Source organism: Caloranaerobacter longqiensis (genome assembly GCF_050286925.1).
In the GTDB taxonomy this organism is placed as follows: Bacteria; Bacillota; Clostridia; order Tissierellales; family Thermohalobacteraceae; genus Caloranaerobacter.
Genome location: NZ_JBFWFX010000002.1, coordinates 40,352 through 62,361, shown reverse-complemented (window position 1 = coordinate 62,361; position 22,010 = coordinate 40,352). Strand labels below are relative to the sequence as shown.

The window sequence follows — 22,010 nt, the reverse complement described above, 5'->3', positions numbered from 1 at the left end:
AACTAAATCTGTAAACATAAGTCTACTTATATTTTTATGTTTTATTTCTCATAATACCACTTATGCACTTGATAATAGTCCCCAAATGTAAAGATTTGAGTTCCTTTTAGTTTAGGATTTAGTGCTCTACCTTCGTTTTGATGATATAAGAATATAGCTGGCAGTTCTTCATTCATAAGTTTAGCCCATTCTTGATATATTGGTTTTCTCTTTTCTATTTCTAGATATTTAACTCCTTTTTCCAACAACTCATCACTCTTCTTATTTACAAAACCAACGGCATTCCATCCGCCTTTTCCTACTAAATCAGAACCCCAAATACCTCTTGCATCTGGATCTGGAGTAAGTCCCCAACCCATTAGATACATTTCGAAGTCGTGTTCATCAAATACTTGTGTTGCTAATGTATCAAATTCCATAATCATAAGTTCAACCTCAATACCTATATCAGCAAGATTTTGCTGAATAAGAGGAGCAGATTTTTCTCTTACCTTATTTCCTGTTGGATACTTAAGTGTTAACTTAACAGGTTTTCCGTTTCTATACATCTTTCCATCTTTGTATTCCCATCCAGCTTCTTTTAAAAGCTCTATAGCTTTTTGTGGGTTGTATTCATACTTGTTAATTCCTGTTTTTGGTACTGCCCAGCTAGTAGGAGGTAATGGAACATTTGCTACAGTACCATGTCCTTCCAACAAGTTGTCAACTATAGCTTGACGATTTATGGCATAAGCAAATGCTTGATGAACCCTCTTATCTTTAAATATATCTAATCTGTTATTTAATCCCATATACTGATATCCATTTGAAACTATCTCTTGAACCACAACACCATTATCTTCTAAGAACTTTACATCGTCATCATTTAAACTTGATATATCCATAAAATCTATTTCTAAATTAGCCATTTGAGCAAGTGAAGTTTCTTGATTTGCTACTTGAATAATAAATCCATCTAAATAAGGTCTTCCATCCCAATAGTCTTCAAATGCAACAAGTTCACAGTATTGATCTGGTGCAAACTCCTTCATCTTGAATGGACCGGAACCTATAGGATTTCTTAATAACTCTGTAGCTTTTGATGCTTCACCAACAGGAACCTTTTCCCATATATGTTTAGGTATTATAGCTCTTGCACCTATATCTGACATAAAAGGAGCATAAACATCTTTAGTAGTAAAGCTTATAGTTCTTTCATCTATTATTTTAATGCCTGATATGTCATCTGCTTTTCCTTCATGGAATTCTTCTACTCCTACAATAGCAGTTATATCTGAATAACGAGGTCCTGTATAATCTGGATGAGCTATGAATTCAAATGTAAACTTAACGTCTTCAGCTGTTACAGGCTTACCGTCATGCCACTTAAGTCCTTCTCTTAAATAAAATGTAACTGTTTTAGAATCATCTGATACTTCCCATCTTTCTGCCATTGCTGGCTCATACTCAAGATTAGGATTCATAGTAACCATAGAATCATAAATTAAACTAATAATAGCAGCATCATAAGTATCTTCATAAAGTGATGGATGTAGTACTCCTGGAGGTGAACTCCATATAGCCCTTCTTACAACTCCCCCATATTTATCATCTTTACTAGTTTCTTTTTGCTCTTCTTCACTCTTACTAGTATCTTCACTAGCATCTTTATCAGTCTGCTGCTGCGTAGGATTGTCTGTTGGTTGATCTTTAGTACATCCTGCTAGTGTCAAAGAAAAGACTAGCACAAGTACTAATAAAATTACTGATAACTTCTTAAACATATAAAATCCTCCCCCTTATTTATTTTGCTCTTTAGCATAAATCCTTGTATTTTTCAAGGATTATACTATTTTTATTTTAAAATACTCTTAATCAAGAAATTTATATCCTGATTTTAGAGTATTTTAAAGCTTTAAAATAAGCTTGGCTATAATAATCATGTAATATATATATGCAACCAAATTTGTAATTATTATCTATCAGCTTTTTCTGTTAATCTTATTAAGACTTATATTTTGTTAATTTCTAAAGCTCATTTTAACTTAAAAACATTATTTCAAATCATATAATTTCTTATATTTCTCTTCTAAGTATTCAATTAAGTAAACAGAATTAAACTCCTCTCCAGTAGCACTCCTTAAAATCTCAATCGGCTCCTTCAATAATCCATATTTATGAATATTTTCTCGAAGCCAATATAAGATTTTAGTATAATCTCCTTTTTCAAGTAATCTATCTAAATCTATTTCATTTCTCATAGCATGAGCAAATTGTGCTGCAAATGCATCTCCTAATGCATATGACGGAAAATATCCAAACATTCCACTTGACCAATGAACATCTTGAAGAACTCCCTCAAAATCATCAGTTGGCACAATACCTAAATACTCCTCCATCTTCTCATTCCAAATTCTTGGTAAATCCTTTACATTTAATTTACCTTCAAAAAGTGCTTTTTCTACTTCATATCTAACCATTATATGTAGAGAATAAGTAAGCTCGTCAGCTTTAATCCTAATTAACGATGGTTTTGATTCGTTTATAGCTTCATAGAATTGTTCTAATGAAATATCTGAAAGCTGTTCTGGGAATGTTTCAACTAATTTAGGATAAAAATACTTCCAAAAGCTTATACTTCTTCCAAAGATATTTTCAAACATTCTAGATTGCGATTCATGAATACCTGATGAAGAACCATTAGCTAACAAAGTACCAGATAAAGCCTCATCATAATTTTGTTCATAAATAGCATGTCCACCTTCATGTATAGTGCTAAATATAGCAGACATAACATCATTTTCATAGTAATGCGTTGTTAGTCTTACATCACTTGGATCTAATCCCAAAGTAAAAGGATGTTCACTTTCTTTTAACATACCTGCATTCATATCAAACCCTATTTTTTCTAATAAATACATAGAAAATTTTCGTTGTTTATCAATAGGGTAAGATAGCTTAAGAAAATCATTTTCTATCGTCTTATTGCTATTTTGTATCTCGTGTACAAGAGGAACTATCCTCTTTTTTAATAATTCAAAAAAACTATCAAGTTTATCAACAGTCATACCTGGTTCATAATCATTTAATAAAGTATTATATGGATGTCCTTCATATCCCCTATAATCTATAAACTTGCGCAAATATGAAATTATCTCTTCTAAATATGGAGCAAATAACTGAAAATCAGATTTTCGCTTTGCCTCTTCCCATACAATATTAGATTTTGTGCAAAGTTTAGTATATTCCTGTAACTCATCCATAGGAATTTTAATTAAACGATTATATTCCCTATTTACCTTCTTTAAAAGTCCCTTTGTAACCTCATCTAGTTCACCTTTGAATTTTTCTAATGTAATTAAACACTCTTTCATTTCATCTGAAATCAACATTTTATGAGCTTCGCTTCTTATGATTCCTAACGATTTAGCACGAACATTTATGCCTTTTTTTGAAGCACCTGTAAGACCATCCCAATAAACAACTGATGATACATAATTCATCGCATATAAACGATCTACAAGATTTCTAAACTGCTTTTTGACCTTTTCTATATCCATTCGCTCACCTCTTATCATGTTATGTTAAATAAAGGTATACCTTACCTTTATTTACTAAAATTCAAATTGTTTTTTATAATCTATAGGAAATTATAAACTGTATTAATTTGTGGATAATTTTGAATATAATTTCCGTAATGGATTTCAACAAAATCTTCTTTGATTATTTTAATCGAAGATTTTGTTCTATTCTATATTTACTTTCAAATTCCTGCTGAATTTTTAAACTTTTTTGAAATTTCAGAATATTTATTGCAAAAAAAATAAATTTCAACTATTAGCCACATTTTATACTTGAGACAATATTTTTTCTGCTACTTCGTCTAAATCTTTACCATTTATATGTGCTTTTTCATATGCTTCTCCTATTTTCGCAGTTTTACAACCAGCTTTCAAACCCGCAATAATATCTGTATCCATGTCCCCTATCATCCAACTTTGACTTAAATCTATATTATACTTTTCAGCAAGTTCTAAAATCATCCCAGGTTTAGGTTTTCTACATTCTGATTTTCTATAAAAGTCGGGACAAAACTTAATCTCTTTAATCTCACAGTACGGCTTAAGCTCTTCTATGAGCTTTTTATGTATCTTATCTAAATCTTCTTCTGTTATATATCCTAATTCAATTCCACCTTGATTAGTAACTATAAATAATGTGTATCCGGCATCATATAATTTTTTTAAACCTCTTTTAGCCGATTCGTAAATTATCAAATCTTCTGGCTTGTTTACATGTTTGCTGTTATCATTTATAACTCCATCCCTATCTAAAAATATAGCTTTCATAAGTAAAACCACCCCTAAAATAAATTTTTTCTTGATTTAATATACCTCTCCATATCATTAATATACCTTAAACTAATTTCCTTTATTATTTTATTATTAACAGAATCTAGCTTTATTTCATCAATAGTCCTTATCGGCAGAACGTTTACAGATGTCCCTGTCATAAAAGCTCCATCTAAATTTTTCAATTCATCAATATGTATATTCCTCTTTATAATTTCTATTCCAAGCTCTTTTGAAACTTTTAATACTTTTTCTCTAGTTATTCCCTGTAAAACCTCACCTTCTGGTGCTGTGTATACCTTGTCATCTATAACAAAAAATATATTAGAACGACTGCCTTCAGTAATATATCCATCTTCATTAACTAAAAGAGCTTCAAATGCATTTTTATCTTCTAACTCTTTTTTTACTCTTTCTTTAAAACTCATATTTACTATTTTAGCATTAGGATTTTCTCTTACAATATTGAAAAGGATTGTATGTATACCATTTTCATATACTTCTTTTTCTGGATAATAACTTTTTATAAAATATGCCAAAAATAGCTGATTACTTTTATTAAGATCGCTAAACATTAATTTTATATTTAAATTTGGAAAGTTATTTACAGTAATCAATTTTTTAATTTCATCTAATATTTCATCATCTGACTTTTTTATTTTAAACCCAAGTAATTCTGCCGATTTTCTCATTCTCATCAAATGCTCTTCTACATACAAAGGAACACCATCTATAACTCTAATAACTTCATATATAGATGGTGATTTTATTAAATCAGATATATTGACTTCTTTAGTCAAACAAACCTTATCATCAACAATACAAAAATCTAAATATAATTCATTTAACATTTCTATCACCTCACAGTTTTTCATATCTTAATCATATACTTCTTCGTCAAATTTTCATCCTCTCCTCAAAGCCTTCAGAATATCAATCTCATAGCTCTCCTTCACTTTTTTAAGAAGCTCTATACCACAATCACAATAATATTTCAAATCTCTTTTCAAATAATCTTTAAATATGTCGTTTAAAAACTGGTTTCTATCCATTTTACTTCTAATTTCAGCCTTAACCCTATATATAAGTCCTAATTCATAAGGACTTTTTAACTTTTTAGAAAAAGAATCTGCTCTTTTTAGACATTCTAAAGCCTCTCTATACTTACCTTCTTGTATATATAGAAGTGCCATATATCCTTCAGCTGTTGAACGTCCCCAAAGTGTATCAATCTGATTATATACATTTAACGCCTTTCTTAAATACTGTCTAGCTCTATGATAATCTCCCATGTCATAAGCTGCTTGTCCTGCATTTGTCGTAAATATTGTAAGCCCTCTTATTACTTTTTTATCTTCACAGATTTTAATAGCTTTATCATAATAATTTAAAGCCGTTGAAAAACTCATGTTATGCCTTCTTATCTCACCTATATAGTTATAAGCGGCTGCTATATTTAGTGAATACCTATCTTCATTTTGATTAAGTATTGTAAACATTTTTATAGACTCTTTCAAAAGTTCTTCAGCTTTTATGTATTCACCAGTCATAATCTTATTTACACCTTTAAGTCTTAATAAAATAGCTATATCCTTTTTATATTCCAACTGTCTTGCAAGCTTTAACCCTAAATCCAGATACTTTTTCATAATATCGTTATTATGAGTTTGAATAGCATAATATATCATCTGTCTATAACCTTTCAAAGCATATTTGTATTCTCCAATCTCAATAGACTTACTTATAACTTTCTTTATATAATCAATTCCTCTGTCATATTCACCTTCTCTTATTAAATATCTACCCTTCATATGAAAAAACGCTATCTCGAGTTTTGTAATATCTTCAGTTAAACCTTCCTTTTCCTTTACTTCCTCAAGTAATTTCTCAATATCATCTAAATACTTAACAGCTCTATCTTTTGTTATATACAAATACCCTTGGTCCTTAACTGGCATATTTGTTAATTCAGGAAAAAGCTCATGGCTGAAATCTAAGTATCTATCAACATTCTTTATGCTATACTTTAAAGTAGCTAACTTATTACCTCCATTAGAAAAATGGTATATAAGCTTTGGATATAAAAGCATATCGCTGTTATTATTCTTTAAACTACCCTCTAATATAAGTCCAACTTTATTATGAAGCAGTCTTCTCATAGCCTTAGGTTGTTCAAAATATACAAACTCTCTTAATTTTTGATGTGTAAATTTATAACTTATCCTATCTTCTTGAATTATTTCCTTGATTATATATTTATTTTTTAATTCTTCGATAATTTCAATAATTTCAAACTCACTTTTTCCACTTACTTCTTTTATAATATCTAAACTTGCTTCATCAAAAAATAGCGAAATAATATTTATTATTTTCCTACCATCATCAGAAATATCTAACAATCTGCTTCTTAGTATATCTTGGATTTTTGAAGTCATAAAATTTATATTACCTTTTTCTTTTACTGTGTTCAGAAATTCTACTAGAAAAAAAGTATTGCCTTCCGTTTCTTCATAAATCCTATTTTTCAATTCTTCAGTAAATTTATATCCTGGAAGAGCTTTGTTTAAAAAATCTTCTACCTCACTTTTTGTAAACCTACTTAAACAAATTTTCTCTAACTTATTATATTTACTCAAAAGTGCTGTAAACTTCTCAATCTTATAACTATATACATTTCTTAAAGTCCCCAATAGATTTATAGTATTATTTTCATCATGTAAAATTAATTTACTAAGTAAAGATAAACTCATATCATCCATCCAATGCAAATCTTCAAATACAAGTAATATTTTCTTTTTTCTAGAAACTTTTTTGAAAATACTTAAAATTACATCTTCAACAACCTGATATTTTAAACTATCTATTTTTTCAACTGGGTTTATATTAAGCTGTATTGATTCATCTGCAAATACAGGAAATATACAAGAAATAATGTTTTTCCACAAAACTGGAACATCTATCTTCTCAATTTTGATAATACTGATAAGTTTATCAAGTATAGTATTCCATGGTTTAAGCAAATAATCTTCTTCTACTTGATAACAGTTAGCTTCAATTATATATACATCTTTCTTATCCACCATACTTAAAAATTTATCCTTAAGCTTCGTTTTACCTATTCCAGCTTCTCCTATTATAAGGACTGACCTTGAATTTCTGCCGTATACAAATTCTTTGTAATTTCTCTCTAAAAACTGAAGTTCCTCATTTCTTCCATAGAAAAATTCTTTATTACTTAAATCTTTCTTTCCCTTTGAATTCCTCATAAGTAAAATATTTTCATAAAGCTCCTTAGTTTCTGACTCAGGCGTTATTCCTAATTCATCAACCAATCTCTTTAATAACTTGCTATAAATATCAATTGCTTTGTTATAAGCTCCTTTGCTACTATAAAACTCCATCAAAATTCTATGTGCCTTTTCATCAAATTCATCAGCTTCAATCAGCAATTTTGCATATTTTTCAACTAAATCATATTCTTTTTTAAATTGGCTCTCATTTATCCTTTTATAGAGTTTCGATATATATATTTCTTTAAAGTTCTCTCTTGTATTTATCAACCATTCATCAAATTTCTGAGCATCCTTAACCAAAAATCCCTGTAAAAATTCTCCTGAATACGCTTCAATATCATTATCACTATCAGATAAAAAAATATCTAAATCTGTATGTAAATCTATTTCAGGATTTAACATAACAATATGCTTTTGTGGAGATATAATAATATCCATATCAAAAGATTTTCTTATTTTATACATTGTATTTCTCAAATTCTTTTTTGCTTTCTTTTCTGGAAATTCTCCCCACAAAAGAAAGGCTAACTCATCTCTAGTTGCTTTTCTATTTACTACTAAATAATAAAACAAAGCTTCTGCTTTTCTTAAAGGGAAAGTTATTTTTTTACCGTTCTTCATTACAGTAGGAATATTAAACATCTTTACATGTATTGAAGCCATATAATCCCACTTTCACTTTTTTTGAATATATTTCGACTAAATATATTAAAATCCTTTTTTAAGCTATAGGCAAACTCATGTTTTTTGTGTTTAAAAAATTTTTTAAAAAAATACTTGAATCTATAAAAGTTTATGATATTATATATATGTGCAACGCTTTTGAAAATAAATTTTTATCTCTTTACTGTTAAATATGTAAAAGCATGTTATTTTTTTGATGCTTTATTGTTAAATTTTTAACTATGTCTCATGTCTTAGATTTTTAGAAAAAAAGACATCAATTATATCTGTAAATATACAAACACATGCTATTTTTTTGATGCTTTATTGTTAAATTTTTAACTATATTTTAATATTCTAAAAATTTTTAAGAGAGAGGTGGCAATTATGTCTGTTAAAAATGTAGAAGATTTAATGAAAAAACTAAAAGAAATAAGAGAAGCTCAAAAGAAATATGCTACTTATACTCAAGAACAGGTAGACGAAATTTTTAGACAAGCTGCTATGGCTGCAAATAATGCTAGAATTAAACTTGCAAAAATGGCAGTTGAAGAAACTGGTATGGGAATTGTGGAAGATAAGGTAATAAAAAACCATTTTGCATCTGAATATATTTACAATAAATACAAAGATGAGAAAACTTGTGGTGTTATTGAGAGAGATAACTCCTTTGGTATTACAAAAATTGCAGAACCAATAGGTGTTATAGCTGCAATTGTACCAACTACAAATCCAACTTCAACTGCAATATTCAAAGCACTTATCGCACTAAAAACTAGAAATGGTATAATATTTTCACCTCACCCAAGAGCAAAAAAATCAACAATAGCTGCAGCAAAAATAGTATTAGAAGCAGCAGTAAAAGCTGGAGCACCAGAAGGAATTATTGGATGGATAGACGAACCTTCTGTAGAACTTTCCCAATATGCTATGAGAGAATCTGATTTAATCCTTGCTACTGGTGGGCCTGGAATGGTTAAAGCAGCTTATTCATCAGGTAAACCAGCTATAGGTGTAGGTGCAGGAAATACTCCGGCTATAATAGATGAAACTGCACATATAAAAATGGCAGTAAACTCAATACTTCTTTCAAAAAGTTTCGATAATGGAGTTATCTGTGCTTCCGAACAATCTGTAATAGTTATAGAAGATATTTATGATGAAGTTAAAAAAGAATTTGCAGAAAGAGGGGCTTATTTATTAAAGAAAAATGAAGTAGACAAAATTAGAAAAATTATTTTAGTTAATGGCTCTATAAATCCAAATATAGTTGGTCAATCAGCATGTAAAATAGCTGAAATGGCAGGAATTAAAGTCCCTGAAAGCACTAAGGTTCTTATTGGAGAAGTTGAATCTGTAGAAGCTGATGAACCTTTTGCCCATGAAAAATTATCACCAATCCTTGCTCTATACAAAGCAAAGAATTTTACAGAAGCACTTGACAAAGCTGTAAAACTCGTTGAACTTGGCGGTTTTGGACATACTTCAGTATTATATACTGATCAAATTAAGTCAAAAGATAGAATTGCAAAGTTTAGTGAAGTAATGAAAACTGGAAGAACAATAATAAATATGCCTTCTTCTCAAGGTGCTATAGGAGATATATACAATTTCAAACTTGCTCCTTCTTTAACTCTAGGCTGCGGTTCTTGGGGTGGAAACTCAGTATCAGAAAATGTTGGAGTAAAGCATCTTTTAAACATAAAGAACGTAGCCGAGAGGAGAGAAAATATGCTTTGGTTTAGAGTTCCAGAAAAAATATACTTCAAATATGGTTGCTTAGCAATGGCATTAAAAGAATTAAAAGATATGAATAAAAAGAAAGCCTTCATTGTAACTGACAAAGTTCTTTATAATTTAGGCTTTGTTGATAAAATTACAAAAGTGCTAGAAGAAATACAAATAGACCATAAAGTATTCTTTGATGTAGAACCAGATCCAACTTTAGCTACTGCTAAAAAAGGTGCTGAAGAAATGAGAAGTTTTGAACCTGATACAATTATAGCTCTAGGTGGAGGTTCACCAATGGATGCTGCTAAAATAATGTGGGTAATGTACGAGCATCCAGAAGTTAGATTTGAAGATTTAGCAATGAGATTTATGGATATAAGAAAGAGAGTATTTAAATTCCCAAAAATGGGCCAAAAAGCTATGATGGTAGCAATACCAACTTCAGCTGGTACAGGTTCTGAAGTAACTCCTTTTGCAGTTATAACAGACGAAAAAACTCAAATTAAATATCCACTAGCCGATTATGAACTTACTCCAGACATGGCTATTGTAGATGCAGAACTCATGATGAATATGCCAAAAAGTTTAACAGCAGCTTCTGGTATTGATGCATTAACTCATGCTATAGAAGCATACGTATCTGTATGTGCTTCAGAATATACTAACGGAATGGCCCTAGAAGCTATTAGACTAATATTCAAATATTTACCACAAGCATATAATGATGGCCCAAATAATATAAAAGCTAGAGAAAAAATGGCTCATGCTTCGACTATGGCAGGTATGGCATTTGCTAATGCTTTCTTAGGAGTATGCCATTCAATGGCTCATAAATTAGGTTCTATGCATCATATACCTCATGGTATAGCAAATGCTCTATTAATTAATGAAGTTATTAGATTTAATGCTGTAGATAATCCTAGAAAACAAGCTACATTCCCACAATATAAATATCCAAATGCTAAATGGAGATATGCTAGAATTGCCGACTATTTACAATTAGGTGGAAATACAGATGATGAAAAGGTAGAACTTCTAATTAAAGCTATTGATGATTTAAAAGCTAAATTAAATATACCAAAAACTATAAAGGAAGCGGGAGTTTCTAAACAAAAATTCTTTGCAACATTAGATGAAATGAGCGAAAAGGCATTTGATGATCAATGTACAGTATCTAATCCAAGATATCCTTTAATTAGTGAAATTAAACAAATGTATATAAATGCATTTGGAGAAATAAAGAAATAATCTTGATAAACCCACGATGTAAAAAATCGTGGGTTTAATTTTATCTTTAGCAGGAAATTTTTAAAGAGATATAGAATACAGATATAGCAAAAAATACATTTATTTTAAATCTTTATTAATTTGTTAATTGTTTTAAAAAAAACAGAGAGGTAAAATGTAAAACAAAATAAAAAAGGTTGGAAATACAATCCTGAAAAAAGACTAGGTCGATTGTTAATCTTCGAAAAAGATGGTAAGTCTAAAGGAATGTCGTATCCTAGATTTATAGGAATTAAATGGTAAGGAGATAATTGATATGAAACTTAAAAATAAATTATTTACTATTCTAATTATAGTTATTGTTTTAATATTCGGATTTACAACATTTAAATTTATTCATATAAAAACTTACAGCTAAATAATGTTAGTGAAATAAACTTAGAAAAATTAATCGAACCATATTTGAAAGATAATTCTAAAATTGATTTTAATAAAATTATTCCCTTCGATTGGGATGAAATATATATCTTTGAGCCATATATTCCAAGAGAAAAGATATTTAATACAGTTGGTTCCAAATGGATTTCTTCAGATACAACATTTATTGAATACCTATTTAGTGAGAGTACAGGTTTATATACAGCCAATTTAAAAAAGATTGTCTTTTTAAATAATAAAAAAGTTATTTATGATACAAATTATAATAAATATACATTTGATTTTTCTGAGAACTACTATTCAAAACAAAATCATGTTTTTAATATAAAAAGAAAAAAAATAGATAATATGTATATATTTATTTTTTACGCTAAATAATAGACTCCGAACTTAAACTCGGAGTCTTTTATTAATAATTATCATTTTATTTTCAATCTAGATCGATTTATAATTTTTGTCCCTTCCTATTGTTCCTGACACTAGAACTGTTAACGGTATAGTTAAAATAAGCCCTATACTTCCTGCTAATGCCCTAACAACTTCAGAAGCAATCATATCTCTATTTATTATTTCAACAAACGAAAAATTATATGCTAAAAATAGAAGCATTAAATGAATTGCTCCACCAGCATATGCCAATATTAAAGTATTTGACATAGTTCCCATAATATCTCGTCCCATATTCATACCAGATTTAATTAAATCCTTTGTGCTGATTTCTGGATTAACAGCCTGCATTTCGTACATAGCTGAAGAAATAGACATACTTACATCCATTACAGCACCTAATGCCCCTAATATAATTCCTGCAAAAAGCAACCCTCTAAAATTAAAACTTATATTTTGAGGAATAAACATAAGCATTTGTGCTTCTTCATTACCTAATCCCGTAAGTTTAGCCATTGTACCAATACTTAATGCTATCAGACCAGCAATCAATACTCCACCTGCAGTACCTATTATAGCACATAAAGTTTTTCTATTTACTCCACTTATAATTAACAGAGTTATAATAATCACACCTATACTAACAACTACAGATACCAACACAGGATTATATCCTTTTAATATCAAAGGTAGTAGTATTTTAACAACTGCTAAAATTGTTAAAGCCAAAGTTATTACCGTTTTAAAACCTTTAAACCCACCAACTAATATTAAAAGCAGTATAAAAGCTATAGCTAAATAAAGCAAATATCTATCTCTTGCAATCTCACCTATATATCCAACCAAAATATTTCCATTTTCATCTTCCTCTAAAAATAAAAGTACGTTATCGCCCTTATTTACAATAATATTGTAAACTATTCTTTCATCAATATAATTATCTACAATAATAGTTTCTCCTTTATGCTTTCCACTTGTAATTTTTACTTTTACTCTCTGATGGCGCATTTCATAACTTTGATCATAACCTTCAGTTTCCTCAATTTCATCTGACAATATCTCGATTACTTTTCCATGTACAGGTTTTAGTTCCTCCTGACTAATGTCTTGCATTTCATTTTCAAAGTCACCGTCATTACCTTCAGCAAAAACACTTACTACATTAAATGCCAAGGTAAATATAGTTAACAATACAACAATAAAAAACAATCGCCTGCTGTCATAAATCCTCATTCTGACACCCCTTTTAAAAAATATGTTATAAAACAATATTAAATCACTTTGATCTATTAGTCAACAAAAGCAATTACAAAAAAAAGAAAAAGATTCCCATCTAGATTATTATTTAAATTTAATACACATTAAAAATCTATCAAATTATATACCCTCATATCTAATAGAAATTTACAAATATCTTTTTTTATACTATCTTTGTTTTTACTACTGCACATATACTGCACATAATTATTCGTTTTCTTTCTCCATAATATATTCACATTCACTAACCCTGGTTTTACCTAATTTCTAATCAAAATATCTATAATATCATCATTCATAACCGTCCCATTCGTTGTTATAAATACTTTTATAGAATTTTTGTTTGCTGCTTTTAAAATACGATCAAGATTTTCATAAATAAGTGGTTCTCCTCCTAATAAATAACATTAATTTATCAAAACCATTATTGGCTTTCTATTTTATCTGACAAAGTTAATGAATTAACTTTTTTATTAAAATACATATCAGCATTATAACAATGAATACATCTTAAGTTGCATTTATCCGTAATATCCCAAACTAATATTTTAAGCATAATACTTCCCCACCCCAATTTATATATCTATGAAGATTTTAAAAACTGAGCATTATATATCTTTCTATATAATGTATCTCTATTAATTAATTCGTCATGTATCCCTTCTTCTACAATTTCACCATCTTTAAATACATATATTTTATCACACAACTTAGAAATAGTCGTTAATTTGTGAGCAGTAAATATTATTGTTCTATCCTCATATTTTTTTAAAATACGTTTTATAACCTTTGATGTTGTAATTGGATCTAATGAAGATGTCGATTCATCCAAAATAATTATATCAGGATTTCTTAATATTGTTCTTGCAATAGAAACCCTTTGTCTTTCTCCTCCAGATAGATTAAACCCATTTTCACCTACAGGAGTATCAAGCCCGAACGGAAGCTTTTCAAGAAACGAATCTACTCCTGCAATCCTTAAAGCCTCATTTAACTCCTCCTCTGTAGCTTGTGGATTACTAAACAGTATGTTTTCTCTTAAAGTTCCTGTAAATAAAAAAGTATCTTGAAAAACTATTCCAAATATTTTTCTTAAATTATTTAAACTTATATTTTTTATGTCATAACCATCGATAATTATTTGCCCTTTGTCAGGTTCATAAAACCTTATTAGTAACTTACACAGTGTACTTTTCCCCGAACCGCTATATCCTACAAAAGCAACCTTTTCTCCTTTAAATATATTTAATGAAATATTCTTTAAAGCAATTTTATCATTATATTTGAAAGTCAATTCTTTTATTTCTAATTTATTTTCAAAAGTATATTTATAGTCAATTTCTCCACTGTTTTCTTCCTTTTCTTCTAAAATAGAAAAAATTTTATCTGAACTTACAAACACTTGCTGCATTTGTTGATAAAACGAGAAAAAATTAATCATAGGATCTATAAGAAGTCCATTATACATCATAATAGCAGTAAGTCCTCCAATAGATAAAGTCCCAATACTTACCTTATATCCTCCAAATATCATAATAAAAGCAATTATTCCCATAAAAAATGCACTATTAATATTACTAGTAATTATTACAAATTTCTGAAGACTCAATATCTTTTTGTTCATATTTATACTTTTTTTAGACACTTCTTCACTAAATCTCTTTTCCTGACAATAAGATTTTATTTCTTTAATCCCTTTTATTCCTTCAGAAAATTTTCCCCACAATAAAGAATTCGCTTGTCTTTCATCTTCGGCCAATTTATTTATCTTAGGCCCCGTTTTAATTGCCTGCAAAGATAAAACAATTCCTATTGGAACCATTATTAAAGTGATTTGCAAATCAATTCTTGACATATAATAAAATCCAAAAATGAAAATTAAAATATCCCTGATTATAAAAGTCAATGGTTTCAACATCCCACTTACTGTTATTTTACTATCTTCTATCAATCTAACCATTAAATCACTAGTATTATTCTCAACATAAACTCTATATGGAATTTTTTGAAGTTTTGAAAATAATTCAATTCTTATTTTATGTCCAATTTGCGTTTCTAAATAAACATTTAAATATTCAAATAAAGCTCTAAATATTATATTTAACACATGTAATAATAGATAAACACAACCCGCCAAGAAAAAAGCTTTAACTTTATCTTGGGATGAACTCGTAGCAATATTTATTATTTTCTCTATGTATTTAATGGGATAAGCAGATAAAAAACTAGTCAATACTAAAGTAATAGCTAATACTATAGCCTTGCCCCAAAATTCTCTACATAACTTAAAAATTTTCAATACTTTACTAAGTGTACTTGAAGATTTCATGAATCATATCTCCTTTATATTTAATATCCTGTTTGGATTTTATTCTACTATCATCAAATCTATTTCTTATACTTTATATTTGTATTAATTTATTGTAATAGGTTTTTTTGAAATGTCCATCATATTTTTCCAACATAATCCCCTATATTTCGACTTTTATAAGAACAAAATCTTCGATTTAAATTTGTATAAGGTAGATTTTGCCCATATCCATTACGGAAATTATATTTAAAATTATCCACAATTTAAAGTAGTTTATAACGACTCTAGCATGTAAACATGCCAGATAAAGTTTCAATAAAATCAACATTAATTTTTTTAAATATAGGATTTTATTATAATTTCCTATGGATTATAAAAAAACTCCGAGCTTATATGTCCGAAGTTTTCATTTTTCAAACAATCTTTTAGAAATAATCCACGTTGCTATCCCTAAAACAGCTATAACTGCTATCGGCGAAATTAACGTAAACCATAAATAGAATTTTTCATTACTTGGTCCTATAAACAAATTAGGTACCAATAATATTAAACCTGAAATTATAAGTACTATACCACCTGATCTATTCGTTTTTCTCCATATTTCTTTGTTTGACAATGTATATTTATTACGAATGCCAAACCAAAGATTCGGCGATTTATTCGCTATTGTTCTTATGAGTAACAATCCAGCTAAAGCATAAATAAAACTTATAACGATATTTAAATAGTAGAAAAACAATCTAATCTCCCCCTTTCTGTATAAACTAATCAAATAGAGTGCATAATAATAGTGCTTTTTCATTTAGAACATTTCAGAATACGTTTTTTCTAATAATGAAAAGTTTTATCATCCATTTCATCAAATCCATATCTCCTAAATATCTATCTTTATTAAAAAATATTACCTATTCTTTACTATTTAAAATTTTCTCTATTTCTTTGTTTAACTTATCACTTATTTCCTCCATTGTTTTTGCTTCTTTCTCATATTGTTCTATTAAATTCTTTATATTTTCATTATTAATAGCATCTTCTCCCAAATTCCCCTTTTTACTAGTAATTTCTTTTTTCATTCTATCTATTTTCTTATTTATTTCTTTCAATTCTGTCTTAATATTTTCTAATTCATCTTTTTTATCTTTATCTATCTTTTTTGGTAATCTATTTTCGCTATTTACATTTTTATCTCTTATCACATTATTAGTAAAATTATTTTCTCTTTTATTGCATCCAGTTAAAATTACAGTTAGAATTAATATTAATAATAAAAAAGAATTCATAATTCTGAAATATTTTCTATTTACTAATCCCACAATATCCCCTCCAATTTTATATAAATTTACATTTAGCGTAACAGGATTTTTTTGAGATGTCAATCATATTTTTCCAACACAATCTCCTATATTTCGACTTTTAAATGCAAAAAACTTCGAGCTTATAGCCCGAAGTTTTAATATTTTTTATAACTTAACTTTTGAGAGTATTTCTTTTTCTATATTATTTACTTGAGATTCTAAACTTTCAACCTGTTTTGATACTTTAGATACAAATTCTTCATCTTTTATAGAACCTAAATTTATTTTTACATTATATAAAGCTGAAAGAACTGCAGTCCTTGCCATCATAGCCGCAACAGCTCCATCTGTAACTGCATTTTTATTACCCTTTTCTACAACCTTTGCTGCAAACTCTAATAACTTGAAAGCATCTTCAGCTACTTCAAGAGGTACTAATGCAGCAGTTTTAAAGCTTTCTTGTATAGCTTTTTTTCTAGCCGCCTTTTCTTCTTCAGTATCCTTAGGTAATTTAAAAGCAGCCATTACTTTGTTAAAAGCATCTGAATCTCTGTCTATATCGTTAACAAATTTTTCTCTGTATTTAGAACAAATACTAACTATCTCTTTCATTTCATCTTCTACATCTTCGTATCCTTTTTTACCTATAGTCAAATTACCAACCATTTCAATCAAACTAGCTGATAAAGAAGCACTCAAAGCCGCTACACTTCCTCCACCTGGAACAGGTGATTTAGAAGCTGTTTTTTCTAGAAATTCCTTAAGGTTTAAATCTTGTAACATAATGCTGCCTCCTCTTCCTTATTAAAAACTAATACACCGTTTTTAATTACTTTTTCAACAGTACTTACTCCGATATGATACGGTATGTACTTATATGACGGAAACTCAAGAATTATAATGTCTCCTTTTTTACCTACATCTATACTACCTATGCTATCAGCCCTGTCTATTGCAGCAGCTCCATTAATAGTAAGTGCTGTAATAGCCTCTTCAGTAGTCATATTCATATAAAGCACGGCTAATGCAAAAATCAGAGGTATTGACTCCGTATGACAGCTACCTGGGTTCATATCAGTAGCCAATGCAACTGCTAAATTCTGGTCTATCATGTATCTAGCTCTAGCATAAGGCTCTTTTAAGCTAAATGCAGTACCAGGCAAAAGCGTAGCAACGACCTCTTTTTCAGCCATTTGCCTTATTCCTTCATCTGATGCCTGCAGTAGGTGATCTGCTGAAACAGCTCCTAATTCAGCTGCTAACTCAGCCCCTCCTAACTGCACAATTTCATCCGCATGAATTTTTAACTTAAATCCATATTCTTTAGCTTTTTTAAGATATCTTCTAGACTGCTCAACAGAAAAAACATTCTTTTCGCAAAATATATCACAGAATTCGGCTAATTTTCTTTCAGCAACAACAGGCAATACTTCATCTATCATAAAATCTATAAATTCATCTTCTCTTCCTTTATAATCTTTTGGCACTGCATGAGGGCCTAAAAAAGTTTTTGCTATATCAATAGGATGTATATTGTCAAGCTTATCCATTACTTCTAACTGTTTAATCTCTGTTTCACAATCTAATCCATAGCCACTTTTTCCTTCAACTGTTGTTACTCCAAAAGAAAGCATAGAATCTAGCCTCTTTAATCCTGATTGGAATAGTTCTTCAAAAGAAGCCTCTCTAGTAGCTTTAACTGTACTTACAATTCCGCCGCCTCTTTTCATAATTTCCATGTAGCTATCTCCACGAAGCCTCCAAGAAAACTCTTCCGCTCTGTATCCTCCAAATACAAAATGAGTATGGGAATCTACAAAACCAGGCAATACAGCTTTATTAGTTGCATCTATTACTTTATAATCTTTTTCATTATATTCTTTAAGTATTTCCTCCGTCTTCCCTACTGCTTTAATAATTCCATCTTCTATTACTACTGCTCCATCACTGATTATCTTTAAATCAGACATCTCTTTACCTTGCTTAGCTTTAAAACCACTACAAGTAACAAGCTCGTTGGCATTCTTTATAATAATATTACCTTTCATGCAATCACTCCATTATTCTAGTTTCTAGAATTTGCTCCATAGAGAAGTCTTCTATGCCAAGGTAATATACAGCAGTATCAATTAACGCTTCCATTGGTACAAGGCCAATAATCTCACTTCCAACTATATTTACGCCATATCTTCTTGCCTCTATTCTTATAAGTTCAAAAACTCTGTAAAGTGCTGTTTTAGTATAATCTGTCATATTCATTGAAACTTGGACAATTCCTCTATCTTTAAGTTCTATCCCTATGGCCTTGCAGTATCTTAGTCCACCACTTATATGTCTAACTCTTCTCGCTATTTGATTAGCTATTTCTAGATTATCTGTAGATAGATTAACATTGAATGCAACTAGAGGCATTCTTGCTCCTACAGCAGTTACTCCAGCTGTTGGATGAACTTTATCTGGTCCAAAATCTGGCTTCCAATCTGGATCTTTGAGTTTTTCTTCCATACCCTCAAATTCGCCTTTTCTTATCTTAGCAAGATTTTGCCTTTCTGGTCTCGTAGCTGATTTTTCGTATAAGAATATAGGTAAATTATACTTTTCAGCAGCTTCTTTAGCTACTTCTTTTGATAATTCAATAGCTTCTGTCATGCTTACATTTTTAATAGGTATAAAAGGTACAACATCTATAGCTCCCATTCTTGGATGCTGTCCCTGATGCTTCGTCATATCAATTTCACGAATAGCAACTCCCATTGCCTCAATAACTGCTTCTTTAAGAGGTTCTGGCTCTCCAACCACTGTAACAACCAATCTATTATGATCCTCATCTCTTTGATAATCTAGAAGTTTAACTCCATCTTTTCCTCTGAACGGATTTACTATTTTCTCTATCTTTTCTAAATCTCTACCTTCACTAAAATTAGGTACACATTCTATTATCTTTTTCATAGCTGCCATAAATATCTCCTCCTTAAGTTTAAATTCTTATCAGCAATATGAGGGACTTAACGCCCCTCATACAGATTATTTATTCATTTTTTTAAACGCTTCATCAACAAGCCCTTTTATTAAATCTTCATCAGGAATATATGGAATTGTAATATGATCTGTTCCTTCATTCATTTTGTTATATTCAATACAAGTTTCAATAGAATTTTTATTTCTAGCCCATGCACGTCTTGCTACTCCACCCATAACGTCCCATGGCATAGCTCTTTTAATTATATTGTCTACTCTTTCACTTCCATCTAGAACCAATCCGAAACCACCATTAATAGCTTTACCTATTCCTACTCCACCACCATTATGAAGTGCTACAAGACTCATACCTCTTGCGGCATTTCCTGCAAAGCATTGTGTAGCCATTTCAGCCATTATGTTACTACCGTCTTTTATATTAGCAGTTTCTCTAAATGGTGAATCTGTTCCTCCAGTATCGTGGTGATCTCTACCAATCATTACAGGTCCAATTTCACCTTTTCTTACCATCTCATTAAATTTAAGTGCTATTTTCATCCTTCCCATTGCATCTTGGTATAATATTCTAGCTTGAGTACCTACAACTAAATTGTTCTTATCTGCATCTCTTATCCATACATAATTATCTCTATCCTGGAATCTTCTATTTGGGTCTATACATTCCATAGCAGCTTTATCTGTTTTAAGTAAATCTTCACGCTTACCGCTCAAACAAACCCATCTAAATGGACCATATCCATAATCGAATAGAAGTGGTCCCATTATATCCTCTACATATGATGGGAATATAAATCCATCTCTTTCATCTACACCATTTTTACATATTTCTTTAACTCCTGCATCATATACAGCTTTCATAAAGCTATTACCATAGTCAAAGAAATAAGCTCCTCTATCAACTAAAGTCTTTATTAATTCAAAATGACGTTTTAATGACTTGTCTACTAATTCTCTGAATTTAGCTTTATTGGTCTTAAGAAGTTCTGTTCTCTCTTCAAATGTTAATCCTTGTGGACAGTATCCTCCATCATATGCTGCATGGCATGATGTTTGGTCGGAAAGAAGGTCTATATCTATATTATTTTCAACCGCATATTCTAATAAATCTACAATATTACCATAGAAAGCTATTGCAATACCTTCTTTTCTATCCATATATTCTTTAGCTAGTTTGAATGCTTCTTCTGGATTATCTACTACTTTACTTACCCATCCTTGCTCATATCTAGTCTGTATTCTTGAATAGTCAACTTCAGCAATAATTGCCACACCATTAGCTATTTGGGCCGCCTTACCTTGAGCTCCGCTCATACCACCTAGTCCAGAAGTTACATATAAACGCCCGCTTAAATCTGCATCATCTGACAAACCGAATTTAATTCTACCTGCATTAAGTATTGTATTATAAGTACCATGAACAATACCTTGAGGCCCTATATACATCCATCCACCAGCAGTCATTTGACCATAGTTTGCAACTCCTAATGCAGCTGCTCTATGCCAGTTTTCTTGGTCATCAAACATACCTACCATTAAAGCATTTGTAATTATTACTCTTGGAGCTTCTGGTGATGATTTGAAAAGCCCTAATGGATGTCCTGATTCTATTACTAATGTTTGTTCTTGAGTCATTACTTCAAGATATCTTTTAATAAGTCTATACTGCATCCAATTCTGACAAACCTGACCTGTTTCTCCATAAGTAACAAGCTCATAAGGATAAAGAGCTATATCAAAGTCAAGGTTATTGTCTATCATAACTTGAAATGCTTTTCCCTCTATACAGTTACCCTTATATTCATCTATTGGTTTTGCTTTTATATTGCCTTCTGGTCTAAATCTATAACCGTAAATTCTACCTCTAGTTAAAAGCTCTTCTAAAAACTCTGGCGCTAATTTTTCGTGCCACTTTTCAGGTATATATCTTAATGCATTTTTTAATGCCAATTCTGTTTCTTTTTGTGTTAATGTAAATTCTCTTTTAGGTGCTCTTCTTATACCCTCAACAAATTTCGGCATTTCTGGTAATTCATCAAACATATCCTCTAATTTAATAGTCATTGCCTTGGAAATATCAATGTTTGATATCATCTTATCC

General features: G+C 29.8%; 16 protein-coding genes and 1 pseudogene. 2 read left to right on the top strand and 15 right to left on the bottom strand.

Features of this window, described 5'->3' with window-relative positions:
* Positions 1-41: 41 nt before the first annotated feature.
* The 5 genes from AB4Y15_RS02400 to AB4Y15_RS02380 all read right to left on the bottom strand — a co-directional run bounded on the left by AB4Y15_RS02400 (position 42) and on the right by AB4Y15_RS02380 (position 8,287).
* Positions 42-1,763 carry a peptide-binding protein gene (locus AB4Y15_RS02400; protein WP_427338234.1) on the bottom strand — a complete coding sequence of 574 codons (1,722 nt, stop codon included), beginning with the start codon at positions 1,761-1,763 and terminating at the stop codon, positions 42-44.
* Positions 1,764-2,033: 270 nt separating this feature from the next.
* Complete coding sequence (locus AB4Y15_RS02395; protein ID WP_427338233.1) at positions 2,034-3,539, bottom strand: carboxypeptidase M32; 1,506 nt, start codon at positions 3,537-3,539, stop codon at positions 2,034-2,036.
* Positions 3,540-3,827: 288 nt separating this feature from the next.
* Entirely contained in the window at positions 3,828-4,328 is a 501-nt protein-coding gene (locus tag AB4Y15_RS02390) for a D-glycero-alpha-D-manno-heptose-1,7-bisphosphate 7-phosphatase (protein WP_427338232.1), read from the bottom strand.
* Between the two features lie 14 nt (positions 4,329-4,342).
* Positions 4,343-5,206, bottom strand: a complete 864-nt coding sequence (locus AB4Y15_RS02385; protein ID WP_427338231.1) for an aminotransferase class IV — start codon at positions 5,204-5,206, stop codon at positions 4,343-4,345.
* Positions 5,207-5,236: 30 nt separating this feature from the next.
* Positions 5,237-8,287, bottom strand: coding sequence for an ATP-binding protein (locus tag AB4Y15_RS02380; protein WP_427338230.1), 3,051 nt, complete (start codon positions 8,285-8,287; stop codon positions 5,237-5,239).
* A 387-nt stretch (positions 8,288-8,674) separates the two neighbouring features.
* On the opposite strand from AB4Y15_RS02380, the gene adhE reads away from it, so the two are divergent.
* Positions 8,675-11,266, top strand: a complete 2,592-nt coding sequence (gene adhE, locus AB4Y15_RS02375) for a bifunctional acetaldehyde-CoA/alcohol dehydrogenase (protein WP_427338229.1) — start codon at positions 8,675-8,677, stop codon at positions 11,264-11,266.
* Positions 11,267-11,707: 441 nt separating this feature from the next.
* Positions 11,708-12,061, top strand: coding sequence for a hypothetical protein (locus tag AB4Y15_RS02370; protein WP_427338228.1), 354 nt, complete (start codon positions 11,708-11,710; stop codon positions 12,059-12,061).
* Positions 12,062-12,118: 57 nt separating this feature from the next.
* Here AB4Y15_RS02370 and AB4Y15_RS02365 read toward each other — a convergent pair whose 3' ends face one another.
* The 10 genes and pseudogenes from AB4Y15_RS02365 to hutU all read right to left on the bottom strand — a co-directional run bounded on the left by AB4Y15_RS02365 (position 12,119) and on the right by hutU (position 22,003).
* On the bottom strand, positions 12,119-13,303 hold the full coding sequence (locus AB4Y15_RS02365) for a YibE/F family protein (protein ID WP_427338227.1): 1,185 nt from the start codon (positions 13,301-13,303) through the stop codon (positions 12,119-12,121).
* A 284-nt stretch (positions 13,304-13,587) separates the two neighbouring features.
* A pseudogene (locus tag AB4Y15_RS02360) lies at positions 13,588-13,722 on the bottom strand (hypothetical protein); the annotation flags it as partial.
* A gap of 29 nt (positions 13,723-13,751) precedes the next feature.
* Positions 13,752-13,883, bottom strand: a complete 132-nt coding sequence (locus AB4Y15_RS02355; protein ID WP_427338226.1) for a hypothetical protein — start codon at positions 13,881-13,883, stop codon at positions 13,752-13,754.
* A 27-nt stretch (positions 13,884-13,910) separates the two neighbouring features.
* Positions 13,911-15,656, bottom strand: a complete 1,746-nt coding sequence (locus AB4Y15_RS02350) for an ABC transporter ATP-binding protein (RefSeq protein ID WP_427338225.1) — start codon at positions 15,654-15,656, stop codon at positions 13,911-13,913.
* Between the two features lie 388 nt (positions 15,657-16,044).
* Positions 16,045-16,377, bottom strand: a complete 333-nt coding sequence (locus AB4Y15_RS02345) for an SdpI family protein (protein WP_427338224.1) — start codon at positions 16,375-16,377, stop codon at positions 16,045-16,047.
* A 166-nt stretch (positions 16,378-16,543) separates the two neighbouring features.
* A complete protein-coding gene (locus AB4Y15_RS02340; protein WP_427338222.1) occupies positions 16,544-16,951 on the bottom strand; it encodes a hypothetical protein in 408 nt (135 codons plus the stop codon).
* A gap of 147 nt (positions 16,952-17,098) precedes the next feature.
* Positions 17,099-17,716, bottom strand: coding sequence for a cyclodeaminase/cyclohydrolase family protein (locus AB4Y15_RS02335; protein WP_427338221.1), 618 nt, complete (start codon positions 17,714-17,716; stop codon positions 17,099-17,101).
* The gene (gene hutI, locus AB4Y15_RS02330; RefSeq protein ID WP_427338220.1) at positions 17,701-18,981 is read right to left on the bottom strand and encodes an imidazolonepropionase; all 1,281 of its coding nucleotides are present in this window, start codon (positions 18,979-18,981) and stop codon (positions 17,701-17,703) included. The genes AB4Y15_RS02335 and hutI overlap by 16 nt, the downstream gene beginning before the upstream one ends.
* 4 nt (positions 18,982-18,985) lie before the next feature.
* Positions 18,986-19,891 carry a glutamate formimidoyltransferase gene (gene ftcD / locus AB4Y15_RS02325; RefSeq protein ID WP_427338218.1) on the bottom strand — a complete coding sequence of 302 codons (906 nt, stop codon included), beginning with the start codon at positions 19,889-19,891 and terminating at the stop codon, positions 18,986-18,988.
* Between the two features lie 66 nt (positions 19,892-19,957).
* Entirely contained in the window at positions 19,958-22,003 is a 2,046-nt protein-coding gene (gene hutU, locus AB4Y15_RS02320; protein ID WP_427338216.1) for a urocanate hydratase, read from the bottom strand.
* Positions 22,004-22,010: the final 7 nt, after the last annotated feature.

Coding starts and splice junctions, on each gene's coding strand:
- AB4Y15_RS02400 (WP_427338234.1), bottom strand. CDS start 1,763: ATGTTTAAGAAGTTATCAGTAATTTTATTAGTACTTGTGCTAGTCTTT.
- AB4Y15_RS02395 (WP_427338233.1), bottom strand. CDS start 3,539: ATGGATATAGAAAAGGTCAAAAAGCAGTTTAGAAATCTTGTAGATCGT.
- AB4Y15_RS02390 (WP_427338232.1), bottom strand. CDS start 4,328: ATGAAAGCTATATTTTTAGATAGGGATGGAGTTATAAATGATAACAGC.
- AB4Y15_RS02385 (WP_427338231.1), bottom strand. CDS start 5,206: ATGAAAAACTGTGAGGTGATAGAAATGTTAAATGAATTATATTTAGAT.
- AB4Y15_RS02380 (WP_427338230.1), bottom strand. CDS start 8,287: ATGGCTTCAATACATGTAAAGATGTTTAATATTCCTACTGTAATGAAG.
- adhE (WP_427338229.1), top strand. CDS start 8,675: ATGTCTGTTAAAAATGTAGAAGATTTAATGAAAAAACTAAAAGAAATA.
- AB4Y15_RS02365 (WP_427338227.1), bottom strand. CDS start 13,303: ATGAGGATTTATGACAGCAGGCGATTGTTTTTTATTGTTGTATTGTTA.
- AB4Y15_RS02355 (WP_427338226.1), bottom strand. CDS start 13,883: ATGCTTAAAATATTAGTTTGGGATATTACGGATAAATGCAACTTAAGA.
- AB4Y15_RS02350 (WP_427338225.1), bottom strand. CDS start 15,656: ATGAAATCTTCAAGTACACTTAGTAAAGTATTGAAAATTTTTAAGTTA.
- AB4Y15_RS02335 (WP_427338221.1), bottom strand. CDS start 17,716: ATGTTACAAGATTTAAACCTTAAGGAATTTCTAGAAAAAACAGCTTCT.
- hutI (WP_427338220.1), bottom strand. CDS start 18,981: ATGAAAGGTAATATTATTATAAAGAATGCCAACGAGCTTGTTACTTGT.
- ftcD (WP_427338218.1), bottom strand. CDS start 19,891: ATGGCAGCTATGAAAAAGATAATAGAATGTGTACCTAATTTTAGTGAA.
- hutU (WP_427338216.1), bottom strand. CDS start 22,003: ATGATATCAAACATTGATATTTCCAAGGCAATGACTATTAAATTAGAG.